We start from the raw sequence: 18860 nt of genomic DNA, 5'->3' as shown, positions 1-18860 counted from the left end.
CCCGCACTGCGCGCCACCAACGGCGCCAGCCTCATCGCCCTCAACGAGTTCCAGCTCGGCTTCCGGCCGAGCCGTAGCGCCGTCGTGAGCCTCCTGCAAGACCACATCGTCAGAATCACCGCACGGACCGATCTCGACGGCCTCACCGACGTCAAGCTCGACCACCAGATGTCGCGAGCTGTGGCACAGACCGGGCCAACGGCTTCATCGTCGTCAGCTACCAGCCCGATCCACGCCACCTACCGCTCATCGAGCGTCTGGTGGCCCACCTCGCCAGCCAGGGTGTCGAGCTGCTGGAGCACGTCATGGTGGGAGCCGAAAGCTACACCTCGCTTGTCTCCGGCCAGAGCGGCAGCCTCGACGAGGTCGCCAGCGACCCGATCAGCTGCCAACGCATCTACAACGGGAACGTGCTCGCCGCTTCCCGATCCGAGATCGTCGCGCAGCTCGAAGCCGGCTCCGGGGCCCTCCCGGAAGGCTTCGACGAGGCCTTCGCCAGCACCCAAGCGGAGATGGCCCACATGTCCGGCTCCGGCATCGTCCGGGCCGTCGTGGAGGCCCTCGACCAGTGGGAGGCAGGCCAGCCAGTCAACCTCGGCCGGATCGCCGCGCTCGGCATGGACCACTCCGCCGTCGAGCCCGTCCTCGCTCGCATCCGCACAACGAACTCAAAGATGTGGCTCGCGTACTGGGCCGAGGTCGTCCGCGCCTCCGAGGGACCCGTCGCTGTCCTGCCGCTGGTGGCCGCCGGCTGCGCCGCGTGGGCGGCCGGGGAGGGGGCGCTGGTCAACGCTTGCATCGACCAGCTCACCGAGCTGGACCGCGACCACCCAATGCTGCGGGTGCTCAACCACGCGGTGGTGGAGTGCCTCCCACCGCTGTTGTGGGACGACTTCGCGATGCGCCTGGAGCCGGGTGTTCCGGCATGACCCGCGCTGAAGAGAAGGGTCGCGTGTTGGGCACGTTGGGAGTGGTAGTGCTGATCCTTGACGGGTTGTGCGACACGACCGCTCCGTGCACTGGATCGGACGTGCTGAACGACACCGAGTTCGAGCGTCTGATGTCGATCCGAGATCAGCTCGATCGCCTCATGGCGACGGTCTCGTCGAGGCGATGAGCCATGGCCCCGCCCCGTTGGGGCGGGGTCTCCGTCTGGCGTCAGTGCTCCAGCTCGCCGTCCTCGGGACGCGTCTCGAGGACGGGCTCGTTGAACTGCTTGAGCGCCTTCTCCCGCGACGTCAGCCCCCTGGTGGCCACCACCTTCAGGTCCTCCAGGGTCGTCGGCTCGCCGCTCCAGGCGAGGTCGCCGGCGTCGACCTCGGCGCGCATCGCCGCGGCCAACTCCTCGTTCTGCCGAATCTCGCGGACCCTCTTCGCCTCGGCCAGCTTCGCCGCTCGCCGCCAGAGTTCGTACGCAACCGCCGGGTCGAGGTCCTCCTCGTAGCGCTGCAACGTGCTCACCCTCAGGCCCTTCACCAGCCCGCCGTCGACAGCCTGGCCGTCGGCCAACTGCGCCTGCCAACGCTCGTCAATCGCAACCATCTGGTCCCACGCCGGCTCCTCGCGTTCGCGCGTCGGCTTCCGGCTCCGTACACGCGACCGGTAGGGCGTGACGTCCCGCTCCCCGGAGGTCGGGGACACCTCGGGCCCGGTGCCGGCGGTAGCCGGCGCGGGTCCGGCGTCGAGCCGGCGGTAGCCGGCGCGCGCACCTCGGCCTTGTCCTCGACCGTCTCCTCGGCCTGCGGTTCCGCAGCCTCTCGCACGACCTGCGGCGTCTCGACGGTCACCGTCGTCTCGGGCTCGGGGGCCTTCATCTCGACCACCGGGTCGGCGAGCGGGGCAGCCATCTCGGGGAGGAGCCGGCGGTAGCCGGGGCCGACCCCGGAGCCGTGCCGGCGGTAGCCGGCGCGCCATGCTGGGCCTCCCGCTCGCGCTCCCAGGTAGTCTCCGGTTGGTCGAGGTCGTACCACGCGCGGATCGCGTCCTCGACGTCCTGGTCGGCCATCCCGCGAAGTCGCATCTCGTACCGATCGGGGCTCCGGAGGTTCCACCGACGCAGCTCCGAGGCGTCCAGGCACACCTGCTCGGCGAGGGCCATGCGGTCGATAGTGGTCTCCTCGACGGTCTCGTCGGACACCTCCACCTCGGCCCGTAGGGCCTCGGCCAGCATCTCCCTCGTCCGGCGCTCGCGTGCCTGATCGTCCAGGTACGCCGCGATGGTGTTGGCCCGCTGCTCGGCCATGACAGCATCCAGATCATCCATCGCCGCGATCATTTGCGCCATCGTCATCGGCCGTGCCGGCTTCGCGGTCTGCTGCTGCTCGCGCGCCAGCTCCACGTTGCGCGCCAGGGCCTGCTCGACCGCGTCCAGCATCGCGAACCTCCCAAGCCTTCCAGCCCGTCGTCGGCGGCTCGGGCTCGACCTGACGTACTCACCATCCGGGCCCTCGCACAGCATCTCGTAAGTGAGCCCGCGACCCTTCTCACCACGCTTCTCGACCTGGACGCCGACCTTGGCCAGCGCCTCGGCGTAGCCGTCGAAGTCGGCGTAGCTGGTGTCGCCGAGCACAGCCTGGATGCGGCCCTTCAACACCGCCACGCTGAACGGCTCGACCCGGAACGATCACTGGCCCGCCACTCCCGATGCTTCACCAGGCCGCGCTCCTCGCTCTTCTCCTGCAGCCTCCAGCCCGTCGAGTGGCGCTCGTTGATCTGCTCGTAGCCATGCTTGGTCAGCAGCGCGTCGTGGGTGCCAGCCAGCACGGAGTGCTTCACGTTCGACGACGCGAAGCTCTTGCCGGTCGTCCGGTCGATGCTGTCGAGCACGATGTGGTTGTGCACGCAGCCGGTGCTCCCGTCGATCTGCGTGACCACGATCGCACGACGACCCCGTCCGGCCAGCTCCCGGGCGAACTCCTGGCCGAGCTGGTGCGCCTCTTCCCACGCCTGGGATCCTCGGATCGAGGGCACCCTCACCGTCCCGGGCGAAGGACTGGATGACGTGATACGCCTGAACGTAGGCACCCTCGGTGGCGTCCCGGTAGAGCGGCTCACCGGTGGTCGCGTCGGTACCCGAGCGCACCTTGACGGTCCTCGTGCCGTCCTTCGCCCAACGCTTCCGGTTGTCCCGGAACTGCTTCTCGGCGAACTCCGGGATCGCACCGTTGATGCCACTCGCGGCGACGAACCGATCACCTTGGGCCTGACCCTTCTTCTCGGTCAGCACGTACGCGACCAGCCTCGCCGAGTTCCTCGTCGGGCTGGTCACCACGATCGCTGCAAGGGACCTCATCAGCTCAACCGTCCACGCCCGCGATGGTCGCCGCCAGCCTCACGAGCTTCGCGTCGATGTCCGCGAGCTGTGCCTTGACCTCGTCGAGGTCATCGGTCGGCTGGCCCGTTGCGTGCGCGACCCTCGTCTGCTGGTTGACGTTGTGGCCGATCCGTCTGGCCTCGGTGCGAATATCTTGAATCCCCTCGACGAGCGCGTCCAGCATCCACGGCTCCACACTGCTCGGGGCAACCGGCTGCGCCTGCTCCCTCGCCAGCCGCGCGCACCCGTCGGTCACCGCTGCGCGGATGACGTCCGAGACGGTGACGGTGCGGCCCGTCGCCTCGGTCGCCCGCTTCGCGGACTCCTCGGCGAGGTCGAACGATTCCTGCGTCATCCTGAGTTCGACCCGCTTCGGGTAGATCGCCCGCCTGCCTCCTCGCCGTCTCGGCTGCGCCTCGTCTGGCTTCGTCGTCATGCGTTCGACCTCCCCTCGGTAACTCAGTTGGCTGCTTCGGTCCCATGAGCTTCGCTGCATTCAGGATACCGGACAACTGAGTTACGGCAAGCAGTTCAACTGTACGGGCGTTTGCTCCGCAAACCCCTCCCAGTTGTGCTTGCCGCTCGTCGGCTGCGCCTCCTCGGGGTGAGGGCTCCGCCCTCCCGGCTCCGCCGGGTCCCCTCCCAGGGCAATGAGGAACCCGGCCCCGCATCCGCGGAACCGGGTTCGAGTGGGCCATCTCGGCTACCGGTCGAACGGCTGGTAGCCCCGCTCGTGCGGGTCCTCAGCGTCCTCCTCAGCGTCCTCCTCAGCGTCCTCGCCATCACCCTCGGCGTCCTCGGGATCGGCGTCGTCGGTGGCCTCCCGGGGCAGCTCGATCCCCGCCTCGACCGGCTCGGCAGCGTCGTCGCGCGAGGAGACCAGAGCCACAACGGCCTCGACCAGGCGCGCTGCGCGCTGGGTCTCGTCGCGGTCCCTGCGGGTGCGTCGCACGGTCCCGTCCTTGGTCGTCGTCACGGCGACGTCCTCCTCGATACCGAGCACCTCGTACAGCTCCTCGACGGCAGCACACCGGGCGCGGCTCGCGTACTTCAGCGCCTCGTCGACGGCCTTCTCGTCGGCCGCCTCCTCGGCTTCGATCGCGCGCTTCCTGGCGGCCAGCTCAGCCTCCATCGCCTTGCGCTCGGCGACGAGATCAGCGAGCTGCTGCGCCCTCCGCTGGCGCTTGCTCATGGTCGTAGATGTCATGGTTGATACCTCCTGTTGTTGGTTCTGGTTGATGGCCCGGTGCCCATCTCCGGGTGTGGGCGGGTAGTCGTCGTCGGCCTCACCCCAGCGAGACAATCTCGACGCGATGCGCTCCCTCGGGGCCGGTGACCTCGCACGAGTAGCCGAAGTTGACCCCTCGCCAGTGGCTCGACCGTTGATTGCCCAACCCCGTCGATCTCCCAGTTCGCACCCTGCTTGAACCTCAGACGAACCCCGAGGTTCTCGCGGACCACTCGCTCACAGGCCACCTCAGCGGTGGACTCACGCAGGACTCGGGAGGTGCTGCTGTTGCCGCCCCCGACCCCGAGTTGGCCCACGACACGCAGGACACGACGCCGCCCAGGCACAGCAGGCTGACCAGTCCGATCTTCAGTCCCCGGGCCAGCCGGGGTTCGCCTTGGCCCACTCACGCTCGACCTCCAGCATCCGCTGCTCCATGCCCTTCAGCCCCTTGGCACGAGGCTTGGCCGGACCCTTCGGCGTCGGCCCGGGCCCCTTCCCGGTCCACGGTGGCGGACCAGTCTGGGCACGCTTCGCGGCCCACGCTGCGGGGTCCTTGTCGAACAACAGCGTCGGCGTCCCAGTTGGCCCGTCGACGCTCTGCCGGAACACGTAGCCGCGCTCCCGACCCGCCTCGATGACCTCGCCCACCTGTACCGCGATCGGCACGTTGTAGGTGACGATGTCGGTACCGTCGAACAACTCGTCGAAGATCTCCGGCAGCCGTGCACGGAGGTTCTTGTCAGAGTTGAGCGAGCTGCCCACGGCGCCGACGAAGATGATCGGCAGCACGATCACCGCGATCACGGCGACAGTGATCAGGAATCCCATCTCCAGCTCCTCCCGCCTAGCCGATCAGCGCCAGGAGCTGGCGCTTGAACTCGGCTGCCTCCGACGTCGAACAGCGGAAGTCGACGGTCCCGGCCGGGGTCGAGACCACGACCTCGTTCTGCATCAGGCCCGACTTGCGGGTCGTGACGCCGGTGATCGAGCGGACCAGGATCATGTTGGTCTCACGCTTCCCGCGGACCCCCGTCGCGAGCAGCGACATGCCCATCGTGGCCGCGCCGAGCACGGCCTTCGCGCCGGTGCTCATGCGGCCCACTAGCTCCCACTCGATGCGGTCCGGCCAGAGCCGGACCTTGGCGTTCTTGCCCGTGATGTGGCTGGTGAACTCCGTCAATGCCTTGTCGTTCATGGATGACTCCTCTCGTTGGCCGGGAGCCCATCCCCAGTCGTTTGGGCGGCCCGTTCGACGGGCCCGGTCTTGTTGGTCACTCATCGTCGCCTCCCGGCCCAGCCAGCGGCGCAACACGAACCAGTCCGCGATAGGACGGGTTCAACACAGGGGTGCACAACCGGTCGAGGCCGGGTGGTCCGCTCTTGGGGCGGCGTAGGCCGGGTTGTACCAGGACCTCATCTCGTAGGTGGCGATCAGGTGCTCGGGGTCGTCCATCCGGCCCTTGCTGGCCACTGAGTTGTCAGCCACAGCCCACTCGGGTCATCGGTCACGATCCGCCGCAGGTCGTTGATGAAGACGTTGCGTCCCACCGCCGACCCGGAGGGTTGGTTCGGGGAACCAGCTGCGGAACATGTCGTAGACGAACGGGAAGGGCAGCAGGTCCCACTTGAACAGATCGCGGTGATCGCCCCAGAAGTTGCGTACCGGGTCGTTGTACTCCTTGTACTCGCGCAGCACCTGCTGGGTGGCCTCGGGCTCGGAGAGCACGTAGTAGTCCATGTGCAGAATTCGCTTCAGCACGTAGCGCAGCACGTCGGGACGGGAGAGGTAGTCATCCTTGATGTAGCGACGCTCCACACCGGTGAAACACTTCTCGAAGGGGATGAACAACTGCCTGCGGTAGAACGAGTCGGACTTGTCCTTGACGCGAGGGAATTCGTTCAAGCACTGCACCATGAAGCCCAGAACTGGTAGCTGATGGGGTACTTGTGCTTGCGGTTGATCATGATCACGTCATTGGTGATGATCGCCTTGAGGTTGGCGGCCTTGTCGATGTACTGCCCGACGTCGTTCTCGTCGACGATGATCGCCGAGGCCCGAGTGAGCGGCTCCAGCATGAAGTCCTTGCCCATCTCGGTCAGCGGGATGGAGGTGTGCGCCGAGGGCCACACAGGTTGCGCATCAGCTCGACCAGGGATCCCTTGCCGTTGTTGCCCTTGTCTGCATACAGCCAGGCCGACTTGTTCCAGCGCACGTGCGGCCTCACCACCGCACCGCAGACCTCCCAGAGCAACTCGACGATCTCGGGTCGTCGGAGAGACTGGCCATCCACTCCTCGACCTCCCAGGTGTCCCCGTCGGGAGTATCGATCACCGGCGAGATGGCAGCAGGGTCGTAGTCGACCGACGACTTCGACAAGAAGACATGCTCGGGGGTGAAGGGTTCGAGCTGCTTGGTGGCGTAGTTGAAGATCCCGTTGTTCACGGCGATCAGGTCGCGGTCAGAACAGCGGTGCACCCGGGGTGCCTCCTCGCGCAGGACGGCGAAGACCTCGTTCGCGAGGTTGATGGTGATCTCCCGGTTGTAGGCCCGGGCGACCTTCCTCAGGTCCCTCTCGCTGGTGAGGTAGATGCCCTCGTCATCGCCGGCGGGGCAGTAGACGGCGAGCAGGTCGTAGTCGGGATCGGAGTTCTTCCCGAGGGCGCCACTGCGACCACGCGGTGCAGGTGGATCATCAGCTGGGCGACCTGGGAGAAGGTCAATGTCTTCAGCAACGAGATCTTGTTGTCACCCTTGCGGGAGGCATTCTGCAAGCCGAAGGCGAAGTTGGTGGCCGCGAGGAGTTCGCGCTCGATCTGACGAGGCGGAGGAGGATCATCCACGTCCAGGCCCGCGATGTAGTCGGCCGTGGCCTGGGCGATGATGTCGTTCTGGGTCCTAGCGCCCCCGCAGGGATTGCGGAGGCTTGCTGGGGCTTGTCGTCACGGGTGGATCCGGTATCATGGACCTCAGAGCCGACAAACTCTTCGATGACCCCTCGGTTGCCCGCCGGGGGTTTTCTTGTGCACTCATCCCGTTGCACCGCCCAACTCAGCGACGCGCTGCCGCAGCGCTGCGCCCATCACGCGAGCCGCCAGCTCGGCCTGCTCGGACGTAATCGGCGGGGCCTCGGCGGCCTTCGCCTCGACCCAGGCCTGCAGCTCGTCGTTGCTGGGGTTCTGCCTGGGGTGGAGCGCCCGCATCACGTCCGCGGGGAACATCACCATCCGCCCGCGGTCCCACTCGTGGGGGAGGGCACCGGACCGGAGGTGACGCCGGAAGGTTGCGTCGGACCCGATCCCGTGCGCGACGTAGTGCCGGATCGGGTACTGCTGGTTGAGGTCGAAGTGTGCTGGATCGAGATGCTCAACCCGGGTCGGTTGGGTCGGCTGGGTCGCCGTCATCAGGGTCGCCTTTCGCGACCCCGGATCGGGCTCCTCTATCCCGGGAGGGTTGGCCCGCCGCCGGCGGGCGGAGGGCGGTTGCCCTCCTACGGCGCTCCCCTGGTTACCCAGAGGTTCAAATCGGTCTCCTCGACTCCGGGCGGGCTCGACCCCACTCCCATCAACGCCGGTTACCTTACTGACGGTGCGATTCGCCGTTTCTGATGTCTGAGGCGATCCTAGCAGGCCGGTCAACCTCATGACTAGTCGCCTTCATCGGAGACGATCGAGAGGGCTTCCGCGAGGTAGCGGGCACGGCGACGGGTGATGCGGGGCGACCGATGACCTCCGGCTCCGTGCGGTGACGCCGCAGTTATCGCAGTTCTCGCAGTTCTGAATCAGTTATCGCAGTTCGCAAACTGAAACTGCGATAGCACGATTGGTGCTCCGATCAGGGGCTTTGTCCTCGAAGATGGCGCGATCGCAGTTCTCGCAGTTTTTCCCGAGTTACTGCTTGTGCGCGCGTGCGTGTGCGCGTGCGCGTGCGCGTGCGCGTGCGTAACCTGTAGAAAACTGCGAGAACTGCGATATTAGATTGAATCTTGAAGTATATAGGAGAAAACCCCTAGTCAAACAGGACTTGGTAGCTCGGAAAGCTATCGCAGTTTTGCATTTCAAAACTGCGATCGGCCAGAGAAAACTGCGAGAACTGCGATAACTCTGGCCGGGCGTGCTGCAAGCAACGAGTACCTCCCGCATCCCGTGGCAACGTGTCGCGGACCTGGTGTGTAAGCCTGGCTGAGCGGGACGCTGCTGCGGGAGCCGATTGCGCAGTCATCATCAACCCCGTCCACCTGACCGTGGTAGCCGCGCGGGAATAGTGTCCTCCTCGTCGGCCCCGTTACTGTCGGTTGGTCACCATGGTGCTAACTTGCCTATTCAGTCTCCGGACTGCATCGCCTCGAACATCGCTCCAGCCTCGGCGCCACGGACCTCGCCGACCACCAGCCGCGTGAGGTTCTGACGCAGCGCCTCCGGGATGAGGTCGGCGACCGTGTATGAGCCGACGCTTCCAGCAGCGGACTGCTCGCCCATCCCGATCCGGGCCTGCAGCGCCAGGACGTTGCTGCGGTGGGCGAGCAGATGGGTGAGGAGTTCGTAGTCGGTCTCCAGGGTGCCGAACCGTTCAGTGGGGTGGATCGCGGCGATCAGAGCCCGCAGGAGGGTGGTCTTCCCGGCGCCCTGGTCGCCGGAGATCACGATGGACTTGCGGCCCATCACCGCGGCCTGGAGCATGCGGGCGACGCGCTGGGGAGCATGCCGTCCTCGGCGAGATCGGCGAGCGTGACGTCGGTGAGGAGATGCTGTCGGATGACGACGCTGGGCCGGAACGACAGGCCGAACCCGATGGCGTGGAGGCGGTAGCGGTCGCCGAGCGCGAGTGTCATCGTGGGGTGGAGATCGTCGAACGGCCTGGCGGGGTGGCGGTCTCACCCAGGAACCGGATCGCCTCCACGAGTTCCTCATCGGTGTCGGCGATCGGGGGATGGGGCTCGCGCCGCCCGTCGGGGTACTGCACATGCACTGAGTCACAGCCGTTGATCTCGATGTTCTCCGCGGTCGGGATCTCGAAGAGCGGCTGGAGACGGCCGTATCCGAAGATCGCGTTCTCAACCACGTCGGCGTAGCGGGTCTCCAGGTCGATGGGCCACAGCGCCTTCCCCGACTCGCCGAGGCTCTTGGCCCTCTCATGCACGATCGTGCGGATGACGGCCCGGCCCTTGGCGCGTCTGTCGGCCTCCGGCATGGGGTGGCCCTTCGATGCGAGCCACCTCGCCGACTCCGACGCGATCTCCTCGGCAGCCTCGCGCCGCATCCCGACCACCACCGGCCAGTCGATGGCGGAGGGGACCTCGACGCGCAGGTGGGTGGGCCCTGTGGGCCGAGGACGCCGGGATCGCGCACGACGCCCAGCTGGCCGAGCGCCCCGGCCAGCGAAGGAAGCCCCCGATGCTCACCGGACCGGCTCCGCGACGGCGGCCAGCTGGTCCCGCGTCCTCCGGACCCGGTCGGCGAGCCCGTGGGCCTCCGAGCGGAAGGCACCCATGAAGCGCCCGGAGCGGAAGCGTCGCGGCTCCGGGTCGCCGTCGCTGAGGACGGCGGCCGAGCGGGGGTCCCACCCTGCTCGACCCAGGCCGGGATGCCGAACTGCGCCGCGATCTCACCGGTGGCGTACGGGCGGCCGGGGCCGACCACGGCCAGGCCCAGGGCGGCTGCGTCGTGAGGCTGCGGAGTTGGTCCTCCAAGGTCAGGAGGTGGATCCTGGCAGCGGCGAGCGAGCGGAGGGTGGAACGCACGCACACAAGCACGACATCTGCCGTCGCGAGCATGCCGAGGGGAAGCCCACTGACAGAGATGCGGCCCGCGTCGACGATCACGTCGGCGCCCTGCCCATCCAGCATGGCGAACGCTTCACCGAGGCTCGACCAGATGTGCTCGAACAGCCGCGACGAGCCGGCCGAACTGAATCCGGGCAGCAGCCTGCGTTGCGGGTCGCCTGGTTGGGTCAGCGGGAGCGTCTGCCGCCACAGCTCCGGGGCGAGCGCGCCGCCCTCGCGGTGCAGGTGCGCGAGGGAGACCAGGCCCCGGCCGCCATGGTCCATCCCGCGCAGATAGCCGGCCTGCACGGCCTGGCCCGGATCACGGTCGCAGTCGGCAAGGAGCACGTGACGGGCCAGGTGAGGGCGAGCCCGAGCGCGGTCGTCGTCACGCCGGGTGACCCTGTGGCGGAGGTCAGCAGGATGACAGCCATCACGCACCGACCACGATGACGGCGACCTGATCGGTGGCGGCGAGGCGGGCCACCGCGTCGGCCTCGGAGTCGGTGACCGCCACATCGAGCGCGTAGGTGACGCCGTCGTCGAGCAGCGTCGGGAGGCTCATGGTGTTCGCGGTGACGGCGGTGGTGTCGCCTTCTGCGAGGCCGACGATGCGCACCTTCGTGGCCAGCGGGATGTCGGAGTGGGGAGCCTTCCCAACGGAAGGCGGAGCCCCACGAGGGTCTGGCCGTCGGGCAGCGGATCGGTGCCGACGTGCCGCGCCAGGGGGAACGACCCGCTGGGCAGGTCGCTCAGGGCGCGGTGGCCGATCAGCCGGTCCAGGTCGGTGGAGGGGAGCCGCTCGACGGTGAGCGTGTCGGGCACCTCGACCACGGTGAGGTCTGACTGTTCGACGACCTCGCCCCTGCGGACATCGGCCGCCATCACGATGACCGCCTCCTGGTTGGCGTTCATGGTGAACAGGGCGGCTGCGCCGATCCCGCCGAGGGCCACGAGCAGCACCCCGAGCGCCACGAGCTTCGGGCTGCGTCGCGCACGGAGCGCGACGGCGTCCGGGCGTGGGGCGGAGGGCGGTGTCAGGTCCGGTTTCGTCGGTCTCTGTGGGCTGTGCATCGGTGCCTCCCTCCCGTGGGGCTTCATTCAAACCTGTAGAGGGAGGAGTGGAGGCGAACGTGGAAATCTGTGGAAACCTCGCGGCGGGTCCGGGTTACGAACCTGCGGCGGATACCACCGCTGTTCCTCGGCACCTGTGCTCGACGGCAGGTTTCGGGTGCTTGCGGGTGCCGACTACAGGGCAGGTGTCCGCGGACAGGTGGATAAGTCGACGGCGACGGGCCGTCCGTCCCGCGCGTGTGGTGGACACAGGTTTTGACTTCCTGAGATTCCTGAGAGATTCTTGGTTGGTCGGTACGACAAGTTGTAGGGAGTGCTCTGTGCGCAAATGGATCGCCGCGACGGCAATCGGCTTGGCCGTGGCCGTGGCATCGGTGGTTTCCACCTCCGCATCTGCGCTCCCACTGGCCCCGACGCCGGTCGCCCCGTGACGGGCATCCCGACGCCCTGTGCCTCGACCGTCCCCTTCCCGGAGGGCGCGTCCATCGAGCAGCTCAAGGCGGGCATCACCGAGAACTTCGGCTTCAAGCTCACCGGCTCGCAGTGGACCGAGGAGCGTCGCCCCTCGATCAAGATCCTCTGGCAGACCCTCGACGCGATGGAGTGCACCACCTACCGCGCCGACCTCCAGTCCAAGGTCAACGGCAACGTCGGCTTCAACGCAGCCCGCATCAGTGGCTACGCGTGGGGTGACTGGAGCCTCACCAAGGGCAGCTACGTCACCTTCGACTTCTCCAAGTTCCAGAAGGCACTCGACTCCGGCGATGAAGGCCGACTGACCCGCCTCGTCGCACACGAACTGGCGCACGTGCTCAACTCTGACCGCTACGAGGATCCGGAGTACTGGACGACCTTCGAGAAGCTGTACGCCAAGCAGGGCCGCTTCTCCGACTACGCGGGCCGCAGCGTCACCGAGACCTTCGCGGACGTCGTCGGCTACTACGTCGGCCGCTGCGCCCTCGACAACCCCTACGACACGGGCAGGTACGACGCCTACTACCAGTACGCGAAGACGTACGTCTTCGGCGGCAAGGAGTTCGGCCCCGCCGCAGGGCAGAAGCCCGACTGCACCGTGCCGTCCGCCGACGCCGAGGCGCCCATGCCCGGAGCGGAGCCGACCGCCGACTGGCTCGAGGGCCTCAGCGGCGAGTGACCTGCCCCGGGAGCGCGGCTTCCACAGGGGAGTTCGGGCAACCGGCGGCGGAGCGATATGGTGCGGTTGAACGCACATCTGCTCCATGGAGGTAGCAATGCCTGAGGTCGCCGCCTACGCCATCGACTCGCCCACCGGTCGGTACGAGCCCACCACCATCACCCGGCGCGAACCCGGGCCGACGGAGGTGTTCTTCGACATCGCCTATGCAGGCATCTGCCACTCCGACATCCACACCGTCCGCGGCGAGTGGGGCCCCGTCACCTACCCGTTCGTGGCGGGCCACGAGATCGCAGGAACGGTCAGCAAGGTCGGCTCCGAGGTGACCAGGTTCAAGATCGGCGACCGCGTCGGCGTCGGCTGCTTCGTCGACTCCTGCCGGGAGTGCGACTCCTGCCGCCAGGGTGAGGAGCAGTTCTGCACCAGCCGTCCCGGCACCGTGTGGACCTACAACGGCGTCGGCCGCGACGGCCTCCCACCGCCGGTGGCTACTCGAAGGGCATCACCGTCGAGCAGGACTACCTGATGCGCGTGCCCGAGGGCATGAGCCTCGAACATGCCGCACCGCTGATGTGTGCGGGCATCACCACCTACAACCCCTCAAGCGCTGGGCGCCGGCCCGGGCAAGCGCGTCGGCATCGTCGGCATGGGCGGCCTCGGACACATGGGTGTCCAGTTCGCCGCAGCCATGGGCGCCGAGACCATCGTGTTGGGCCGCACCCTCGCCAAGCGGGAGGACGGGCTCAAGCTGGGGCCACCGACTACGTGTCGACGCAGGACCCGGACGCCATGAAGAAGCTGCGCGGCTCGTTCGACGTGATCCTCTCCACCATCTCCGACGGCATCGACTTCGACGCCATCCTGAAGCTCCTCAAGGCGCACGGCGTGCTCGTCAACGTCGGCCTCCCGAGCACCCGACCACCCTCGACGTGGGGTGCTGACCGGGCAGGCCCGGGTTCTCGCAGGGTCGAACATCGGCGGCATCGCCGAGACCCAGGCCATGCTCGACTTCTGCGCGGAGCACGACCTGCGCCCGATCATCGAGGTGATCCCGCCGACCAGATCAACGAGGCCTACGAGAATGTCATCGCCTCCAAGGTCCGGTACCGCTACGTGATCGACGCCTCGACCATCTAGGCGGAGCCCGGTAGCACACCGCCCCAGTGGAGAGGCCACACCCCTCCACTGGGGTTTCGCTCGCCATGCGAGGATAGTTCCAGCAGGCAGCGTCCACTGTCCTGCGGCCGGCCGGGTCGGCCCGCACGCATCCCGGCAACCGGGCCGACCCCAGCGGCCGACCGCCGACCGGACGCTGACCCAGCCCGACCGACCCGCCGTCCGACCCGGCACGAGACGGGGATCGCCCCTCCCGACGTGGCGGGGTTTAAGGTTGCCGCGGAGGCGATAAGTGAGCACGAACGGCTACGGACGCACGGCGTGGATCGTGTGGGGCGTCGGCATCCTCGCATACGCGATCGTGGTCATGCACCGCACTGCGCTCGGTGTCGCCGGGCTCGAGGCGGCCGAGCACTTCAACACCACCCCGGCGTCATCTCGACCTTCGTGGTGCTGCAACTGGCCACCTACGCCATCGCCCAGGTACCCGTCGGGCTGCTGCTCGACCGGTTCGGCTCCCGCGCCCTCATCACCGGAGGCTCGATCGTGGTCGGGCTCGGGCAGGTAACCCTCGCGCTGGCCGACCAACTTCCGCTCGCCTACGCTGCGAGGATCCTCCTCGGGTTCGGTGACGCGGCCCTCTTCAACTCCGTGCTGCGGCTGCTGCCCCGCTGGTTCGAGCCGAAACGGGTGCCGCTGCTCACCCAGATCACCGGCATCTGCTCATCGCTGGGCCAGATCGCCGCGGTGGGCATCGTGCTGCCGTTGATCCACGGGCTCGGCTGGCGCGACGGGCTGCTGATCGCCGCATCGCTCTGCCTGGTAGGGCGGGAGGCGCCTTCGCCCTGATCCGCAACGCCCCGGAGGGCCAGCCGTCCGCGGTCGTCGTCGACCCGCTGCGGGAGATCCCACGCCGGATGCTGCGCGTCACGACCCACCCCGCCACGCAACTGGGATTCTGGATCCACTTCACCTCCGGCTTCTCCTTCAACGCCTTCGTGTTCATGTGGGGCATGCCGTTCCTGATCATCGGACAGGGCCTGGAGCAGTGGGAGGCGTCGGGACTCATCGTCGTCCTGTCCGTTGCCTCCATGGTCGCGGCCCCATCGTCGGTGCGCTGACGGCGCGACACCCGCTCCGCCGCAGCAACCTGGCACTGCTGCTGATCGGGGCCATGATCGTGGTGTGGGCGGCGGTGCTCCTCTGGCCCGGTGAGGCGCCGGCCCCGCTGCTGTTCCTGCTCGTGGTGGTGATCGCCGTCAACGGGCCCGGCACCGGCATCGGCTTCGACTTCCCCGCACGAACCTGCCCGCGACCAGGCTGGGCGCGGCCAACGGCATCGTGATCGCGGGCGGCTTCACCGGCGGTACCCTGCTGATCCTGCTGATGGGCATCTTCCTCGACCGTATCGCCGGTGGGCAGGAGTACACGGCCGATCAGCTGCGGTGGGGGTGGATGCTCCAGGCGCCATTCTTCGCGGTCGGCATCGGCGGAATGCTGCTCAGCCGCGCCCGGCTGCGACGCATGATGGCCGCCGAGGGCGTCGTCGTGCCGTCCTGGCGCGAGGTCGTCGACCGGATCCGCGGGCGGCGGGGGCGCTGAACCCTCCCCACCCACGGCGCCGTCAGAAGAGGCCCTCAGGGCCTCCGGCGGCGGTGCGTGCGACGGGTCGACCCCGTTGAACAGCTTGCTCACCGACCGGCCGCTGTGGATCCGGTCGATCGCCTCGGCGAACAACCCGGCAACGCTCAACTGCGTCAGCCCGGTGAACTCGGCCGGCGCCGGGACGGTGTTTGTCGACACGACCTCCGTGATCCGGTCCGACGACGTCAGCTTCTGCACCGCGTTGCCCGTGAAGAGTCCGTGCGTGCAGGCAACCGACACCTCGTCGCAGCCGAAGTCGCCCAGGCGGTTGATGATCTCCATGATCGACCCGCCGGTGGCGATCTCATCGTCCAGCACGATCGCCTTCCTGCCCGCGACGTCGCCGACGATGCTGTCGATCACAACCCGGTCGTCGGCGAGGCGCTGCTTGGAGCCGGCCGCGACGGGCACGCCGAGCAGACGCGCCAGCAGCGTCGCCTGCTTCGCGTTGCCGAGGTCGGGGGAGACGACGACGTGGTTGGTGAGGTCGCGGCCCCGGTAGTGGTCGGCGATGACACCCAGCGCGGTGAGGTGGTCGACCGGCACCGAGAAGAAGCCGTGCACCTGGGGTGCGTGCAGCGCCATCGTCAGGACGCGGTCGACGCCCGCCGTCGACAACATGTCGGCCACCAACCGCCCGCCGAGCGAGATGCGCGACGCGTCCTTCTTGTCGGAGCGGGCGTAGGCGTAATGCGGCATCACCGCGGTGATCTGGTTGGCCGAGGCCCGCGCGCCGCGTCGATCATGAGGAGCAGCTCCATCAGGTGCTCCTGCGTCGGCGGCACCAGCGGCTGCACGATGTACACGTCACGCTGCCTGCAGTTGTCGAGCAGCTGCGCCTGGAGGCAGTCGTTGGAGAAGCGTGAGATCTTCACGCCGGAGCGTTCGATGCCGAGGTGGGAGCAGATCTCGTCGGCGAGAGCCGGATGTGCCGAGCCGGAGAAGACGACGATGCCCTTCACGTGGGTGCCCTTTCCCTGGGAATTGACGCTCAGCCTACCGACCACCGGCGGCCGCCGGAGAGCCCCGGCTTCAACGTGGGCTGATTGGCCACACACCTGCAATACTTGTGCGCATGCCAAACACTGACTCGGAGAGTCATAAACGCATTTGTCATCCTGAGGTCACCTCGTGAGCCCGATAGTCTCGCTGCTGGTCGGGATCGGGGTCGTGCTGCTGATCACGGCAGCCACCGCCTACTTTGTTGCGCAGGAGTTCGCGTTCGTCGCGGTCGACCGGTCTCGGCTCAGCAGCCGCGCGGCTGACGGTGACAGACGCGCCGCTGCCACCCTGGACATCACCCGCCGCACCTCGTTCATGCTGTCGGGGCCCAGCTCGGCATCACCGTCACCGGCCTGCTCGTGGGCTACGTAGCCGAGCCACTGATCGGGCAGGCGCTCGGCTCGATGCTGTCGGGTGGGGCGCTGACGGCGGTCTCCGTCGGCATCGGCGGCTTCGTCGCGCTGGCCTTCTCGACGCTCGTCCAGATGCTGTTCGGCGAGCTGTTCCCGAAAAACTACGCGATCTCCCGTCCCGGTGAGGTCGCGGGCGCCCTGACGCCGTCGACCCGGGTCTACCTGAAGGTCTTCGGCCCCGTCATCTGGGTGTTCGACAAGGCAGCTGAACTGCTGCTGCGCCTCCTCCACATCGAGCCGGTGCACGACGTCGAGTCGGCCGTCACCGCCACCGACCTGGAGCGGGTCGTCGCCGACTCCCGCGCGGCGGGCACGCTGCCCGACGAGATCGGGCTGGTCATCGACCGGATCATCGACTTTCCCCGCCGCGACGTCGAGCACGCGATGGTGCCCGGGTGCGCGTCGGCACCGTCCGTGACTCGATGACGATCGCGCAGGTGCGGGAGATGATGGCCACCGGCCACACCCGCTACCCCGTCATCGCGGAGAACAACGACGTGCTGGGCGTCGTCCACCTCATCGACGTGCTCGACCAACACACCGACCTGTGGCGCCCCGTCACCACCATCGCCCGCGACTCACTCTTCCTGCCGACGTTCATGTCGCTGCCCGACGCACAGGAGGTGCTGCGTGACGCGGGTGAGGAACTGGCCTGCGTGCTCGACGAGTTCGGTGCCTTCGTCGGCATCGTGACGGTCGAGGACCTCGTTGAGGAGATCGTGGGCGACCTCGTCGACGAGCACGACCTCGACACCAACCCCTTCGACGACATCCACGTCGTCCGCGGCGACATGCCGTTGGACGATCTGGAGCAGCTCATCGGGCATCGGCTGCCAGAGGGCGACTACGAGACCCTGTCGGGGCTGCTGATCCACGAGGTGGGCGACCTCCCTGCGGCGGGCGACGTCATCACCCTTCGCCTAGAGCCGACGCTCGGCGAGCGCACCCTGCACGAGGACCTGCCCGCCACCATCGTCGCGTTCGAGGTGCAGGAGATCGAACGGCACGTACCCTCGCGGGTCCGCATCGAGATCGCCCCGGAGGACGGGGAGGCCGAGGCATGATCCCCTCGAGACCAACGGCTGGACCGTCACGCTGTGGACCGTAGTCATCATCTTCCTCAGCGCCTTCTTCGTCGCCTCCGAGTTCGCCCTGATGGCGGCCAAGCAGCACCGCCTCGAACGCCGGGCCGACACGGCCGCGGGCCGGGCGGCGCTGAAGAACTCGGCAGAGCTGACGCTGGTGCTCGCCGGCGCCCAGTTGGGCATCACGATCTGCACCCTCGCCCTCGGAGCCATCACCAAGCCGGCGGTGCACCATGCGCTGATGCCCCTGCTGGAGTTGGGGCTCCCGCCCGCGGCGGCCGACGTCGTGGCGTTCGTGCTGGCACTGATCATCGTCACGTTCCTGCACCTGGTGATCGGGGAGATGGCGCCGAAGTCGTGGGCCATCGCACACCCCGAGGACTCGTCCGTGCTGCTCGCGCTGCCGTTGCGCGGGTACATGTGGCTGACCCGCCCGATCCTGAAGGCCATGAACGCATCGGCGAACTGGCTGGTGCGCAGGGCGGGCGCGGAACCGGTCAGCGAACTGGACCACGGCCAGGACGCGGCTGGGCTCCGGCACCTCGTCGAGCACTCCGCCAACGTCGGGGCACTCGACTCGCGCTACACCGGGTCGCTCGAACAGGTGCTGACGCTGCGCACCACCAAGGTGCGCGAGGTGGTCGACATGGACCAGCAGCTCTCCGAGGTGCCGGTCGATGCGACCATCACCGCCGTGCAGGAGGTCACCCGCTACACCAGGCATCTGCGGGTGCTGGTGCGCGAGGCCGGACACACCGTCGGTGTGGTGCACGTGCGCGACACGCTCGCCGTCGAGGATCCGGCGACGCCCGCGATGTCGTTGGCGCGACCCCGGTCGTGATCGACGCGGATACCGGTCTCGCCGCGGCGGTGGCGCTGATCCGCAAGGAGCGCACCCAACTCGCCATCGTCACCGACGGCGAGAGGGAGGTGGGCGTCATCACGCTGGAGGACGTGCTGCCCGGCCTGATGCCGTCGGCGATGCTGAAGGCGGGCGACTGACTCAGGAGGCCTGACCGACCGTCAACGGGACCGGTGCGTCCGCGCTGGCCGCCGGGAATGTGCGACCC

The 18860-nt window shown here is 68.0% G+C and carries 23 protein-coding genes and 5 pseudogenes; 11 read left to right on the top strand and 17 right to left on the bottom strand.

All coding sequences use genetic code 11. The annotated features are described in order from the left end of the window. Positions 1-176: 176 nt before the first annotated feature. Positions 177-929 (top strand): annotated as a pseudogene (locus G7085_RS09810) (DUF4192 family protein); the annotation flags it as partial. 229 nt (positions 930-1158) lie between these two features. Here G7085_RS09810 and G7085_RS09805 read toward each other — a convergent pair. The 14 genes and pseudogenes from G7085_RS09805 to G7085_RS09740 all read right to left on the bottom strand — a co-directional run. Continuing rightward, complete coding sequence (locus tag G7085_RS09805; protein ID WP_197510820.1) at positions 1159-1542, bottom strand: hypothetical protein; 384 nt, start codon at positions 1540-1542, stop codon at positions 1159-1161. A 268-nt stretch (positions 1543-1810) separates the two neighbouring features. After that, on the bottom strand, positions 1811-2590 hold the full coding sequence (locus G7085_RS09800; RefSeq protein ID WP_231979387.1) for a hypothetical protein: 780 nt from the start codon (positions 2588-2590) through the stop codon (positions 1811-1813). Next, complete coding sequence (locus G7085_RS09795; protein WP_197510818.1) at positions 2587-2970, bottom strand: relaxase/mobilization nuclease domain-containing protein; 384 nt, start codon at positions 2968-2970, stop codon at positions 2587-2589. Before G7085_RS09795 ends, G7085_RS09800 begins: the two co-directional genes overlap by 4 nt. A 326-nt stretch (positions 2971-3296) precedes the next feature. After that, positions 3297-3749 (bottom strand): MobC family plasmid mobilization relaxosome protein, encoded by a 453-nt coding sequence (locus G7085_RS09790; protein WP_197510817.1) that lies wholly within the window; start codon positions 3747-3749, stop codon positions 3297-3299. 267 nt (positions 3750-4016) lie between these two features. Beyond that, positions 4017-4616, bottom strand: coding sequence for a hypothetical protein (locus G7085_RS09785; RefSeq protein ID WP_197510816.1), 600 nt, complete (start codon positions 4614-4616; stop codon positions 4017-4019). Between the two features lie 294 nt (positions 4617-4910). Beyond that, a complete protein-coding gene (locus tag G7085_RS09780) occupies positions 4911-5372 on the bottom strand; it encodes a hypothetical protein (RefSeq protein WP_197510815.1) in 462 nt (153 codons plus the stop codon). A gap of 16 nt (positions 5373-5388) precedes the next feature. Then, a complete protein-coding gene (locus G7085_RS09775; protein WP_197510814.1) occupies positions 5389-5739 on the bottom strand; it encodes a hypothetical protein in 351 nt (116 codons plus the stop codon). 141 nt (positions 5740-5880) lie between these two features. Next, entirely contained in the window at positions 5881-6030 is a 150-nt protein-coding gene (locus tag G7085_RS09770) for a hypothetical protein (protein WP_197510813.1), read from the bottom strand. Positions 6031-6042: 12 nt separating this feature from the next. After that, entirely contained in the window at positions 6043-6447 is a 405-nt protein-coding gene (locus G7085_RS09765) for a hypothetical protein (RefSeq protein WP_197510812.1), read from the bottom strand. Beyond that, positions 6444-6635, bottom strand: coding sequence for a DUF5906 domain-containing protein (locus G7085_RS09760; RefSeq protein ID WP_197510811.1), 192 nt, complete (start codon positions 6633-6635; stop codon positions 6444-6446). Before G7085_RS09760 ends, G7085_RS09765 begins: the two co-directional genes overlap by 4 nt. 130 nt (positions 6636-6765) lie before the next feature. After that, positions 6766-7020 carry a hypothetical protein gene (locus G7085_RS09755; RefSeq protein ID WP_197510810.1) on the bottom strand — a complete coding sequence of 85 codons (255 nt, stop codon included), beginning with the start codon at positions 7018-7020 and terminating at the stop codon, positions 6766-6768. An 86-nt stretch (positions 7021-7106) separates the two neighbouring features. Further along, on the bottom strand, positions 7107-7385 hold the full coding sequence (locus tag G7085_RS09750; RefSeq protein WP_197510809.1) for a hypothetical protein: 279 nt from the start codon (positions 7383-7385) through the stop codon (positions 7107-7109). A 186-nt stretch (positions 7386-7571) separates the two neighbouring features. Continuing rightward, entirely contained in the window at positions 7572-7946 is a 375-nt protein-coding gene (locus tag G7085_RS09745) for a hypothetical protein (protein ID WP_197510808.1), read from the bottom strand. A 924-nt stretch (positions 7947-8870) separates the two neighbouring features. Next, positions 8871-9732, bottom strand: a pseudogene (locus G7085_RS09740) (CpaF family protein); the annotation flags it as partial. Positions 9733-10240: 508 nt separating this feature from the next. Between G7085_RS09740 and G7085_RS09735 the strand changes: the two are divergent. Beyond that, the gene (locus G7085_RS09735; RefSeq protein WP_197510807.1) at positions 10241-10756 is read left to right on the top strand and encodes a hypothetical protein; all 516 of its coding nucleotides are present in this window, start codon (positions 10241-10243) and stop codon (positions 10754-10756) included. Here the strand turns inward: G7085_RS09735 and G7085_RS30055 are convergent. Then, entirely contained in the window at positions 10737-10868 is a 132-nt protein-coding gene (locus tag G7085_RS30055; protein ID WP_269451825.1) for a hypothetical protein, read from the bottom strand. The genes G7085_RS09735 and G7085_RS30055 overlap by 20 nt on opposite strands. Beyond that, positions 10865-11377, bottom strand: a complete 513-nt coding sequence (locus tag G7085_RS09730; protein WP_197510806.1) for an SAF domain-containing protein — start codon at positions 11375-11377, stop codon at positions 10865-10867. The genes G7085_RS30055 and G7085_RS09730 overlap by 4 nt, the downstream gene beginning before the upstream one ends. A 427-nt stretch (positions 11378-11804) precedes the next feature. Here G7085_RS09730 and G7085_RS09725 point away from each other — a divergent pair, with 427 nt between their 5' ends. From G7085_RS09725 to G7085_RS09705, 5 genes and pseudogenes are all read left to right on the top strand, one after another. Beyond that, entirely contained in the window at positions 11805-12530 is a 726-nt protein-coding gene (locus tag G7085_RS09725; RefSeq protein WP_197510805.1) for a hypothetical protein, read from the top strand. A gap of 97 nt (positions 12531-12627) precedes the next feature. Continuing rightward, a pseudogene (locus G7085_RS34675) lies at positions 12628-13667 on the top strand (NAD(P)-dependent alcohol dehydrogenase). A 271-nt stretch (positions 13668-13938) separates the two neighbouring features. Continuing rightward, entirely contained in the window at positions 13939-14214 is a 276-nt protein-coding gene (locus G7085_RS09715; RefSeq protein ID WP_197510804.1) for a hypothetical protein, read from the top strand. After that, positions 14097-14495, top strand: a complete 399-nt coding sequence (locus tag G7085_RS09710; protein WP_197510803.1) for an MFS transporter — start codon at positions 14097-14099, stop codon at positions 14493-14495. The genes G7085_RS09715 and G7085_RS09710 overlap by 118 nt, the downstream gene beginning before the upstream one ends. A 68-nt stretch (positions 14496-14563) precedes the next feature. Further along, positions 14564-14767, top strand: a complete 204-nt coding sequence (locus G7085_RS09705; RefSeq protein WP_197510802.1) for a hypothetical protein — start codon at positions 14564-14566, stop codon at positions 14765-14767. Here the strand turns inward: G7085_RS09705 and G7085_RS34670 are convergent. After that, positions 14712-16252: pseudogene (locus G7085_RS34670) on the bottom strand (ribose-phosphate diphosphokinase). The gene G7085_RS09705 and the pseudogene G7085_RS34670 sit on opposite strands and share 56 nt — an antisense overlap. A 169-nt stretch (positions 16253-16421) precedes the next feature. Between G7085_RS34670 and G7085_RS09680 the strand changes: the two are divergent. The 4 genes and pseudogenes from G7085_RS09680 (at position 16422) to G7085_RS09665 (ending at position 18792) form a co-directional block, all read left to right on the top strand. Further along, positions 16422-17131 (top strand): annotated as a pseudogene (locus G7085_RS09680) (CNNM domain-containing protein). Continuing rightward, positions 17101-17769 (top strand): transporter associated domain-containing protein, encoded by a 669-nt coding sequence (locus G7085_RS09675; protein ID WP_197510797.1) that lies wholly within the window; start codon positions 17101-17103, stop codon positions 17767-17769. The pseudogene G7085_RS09680 and the gene G7085_RS09675 overlap by 31 nt, the downstream one beginning before the upstream one ends. Before the next feature lie 31 nt (positions 17770-17800). Beyond that, complete coding sequence (locus G7085_RS09670; protein ID WP_197512835.1) at positions 17801-18631, top strand: CNNM domain-containing protein; 831 nt, start codon at positions 17801-17803, stop codon at positions 18629-18631. Then, entirely contained in the window at positions 18628-18792 is a 165-nt protein-coding gene (locus G7085_RS09665) for a CBS domain-containing protein (protein ID WP_197510796.1), read from the top strand. Before G7085_RS09670 ends, G7085_RS09665 begins: the two co-directional genes overlap by 4 nt. The last annotated feature ends 68 nt before the right edge of the window (positions 18793-18860 follow it).

Origin of the sequence: Tessaracoccus coleopterorum (assembly GCF_011174705.1) — a bacterium.
Classification (GTDB): domain Bacteria; phylum Actinomycetota; class Actinomycetes; order Propionibacteriales; family Propionibacteriaceae; genus Arachnia; species Arachnia coleopterorum.
This window is presented reverse-complemented; position numbering and strand designations above follow the sequence as displayed.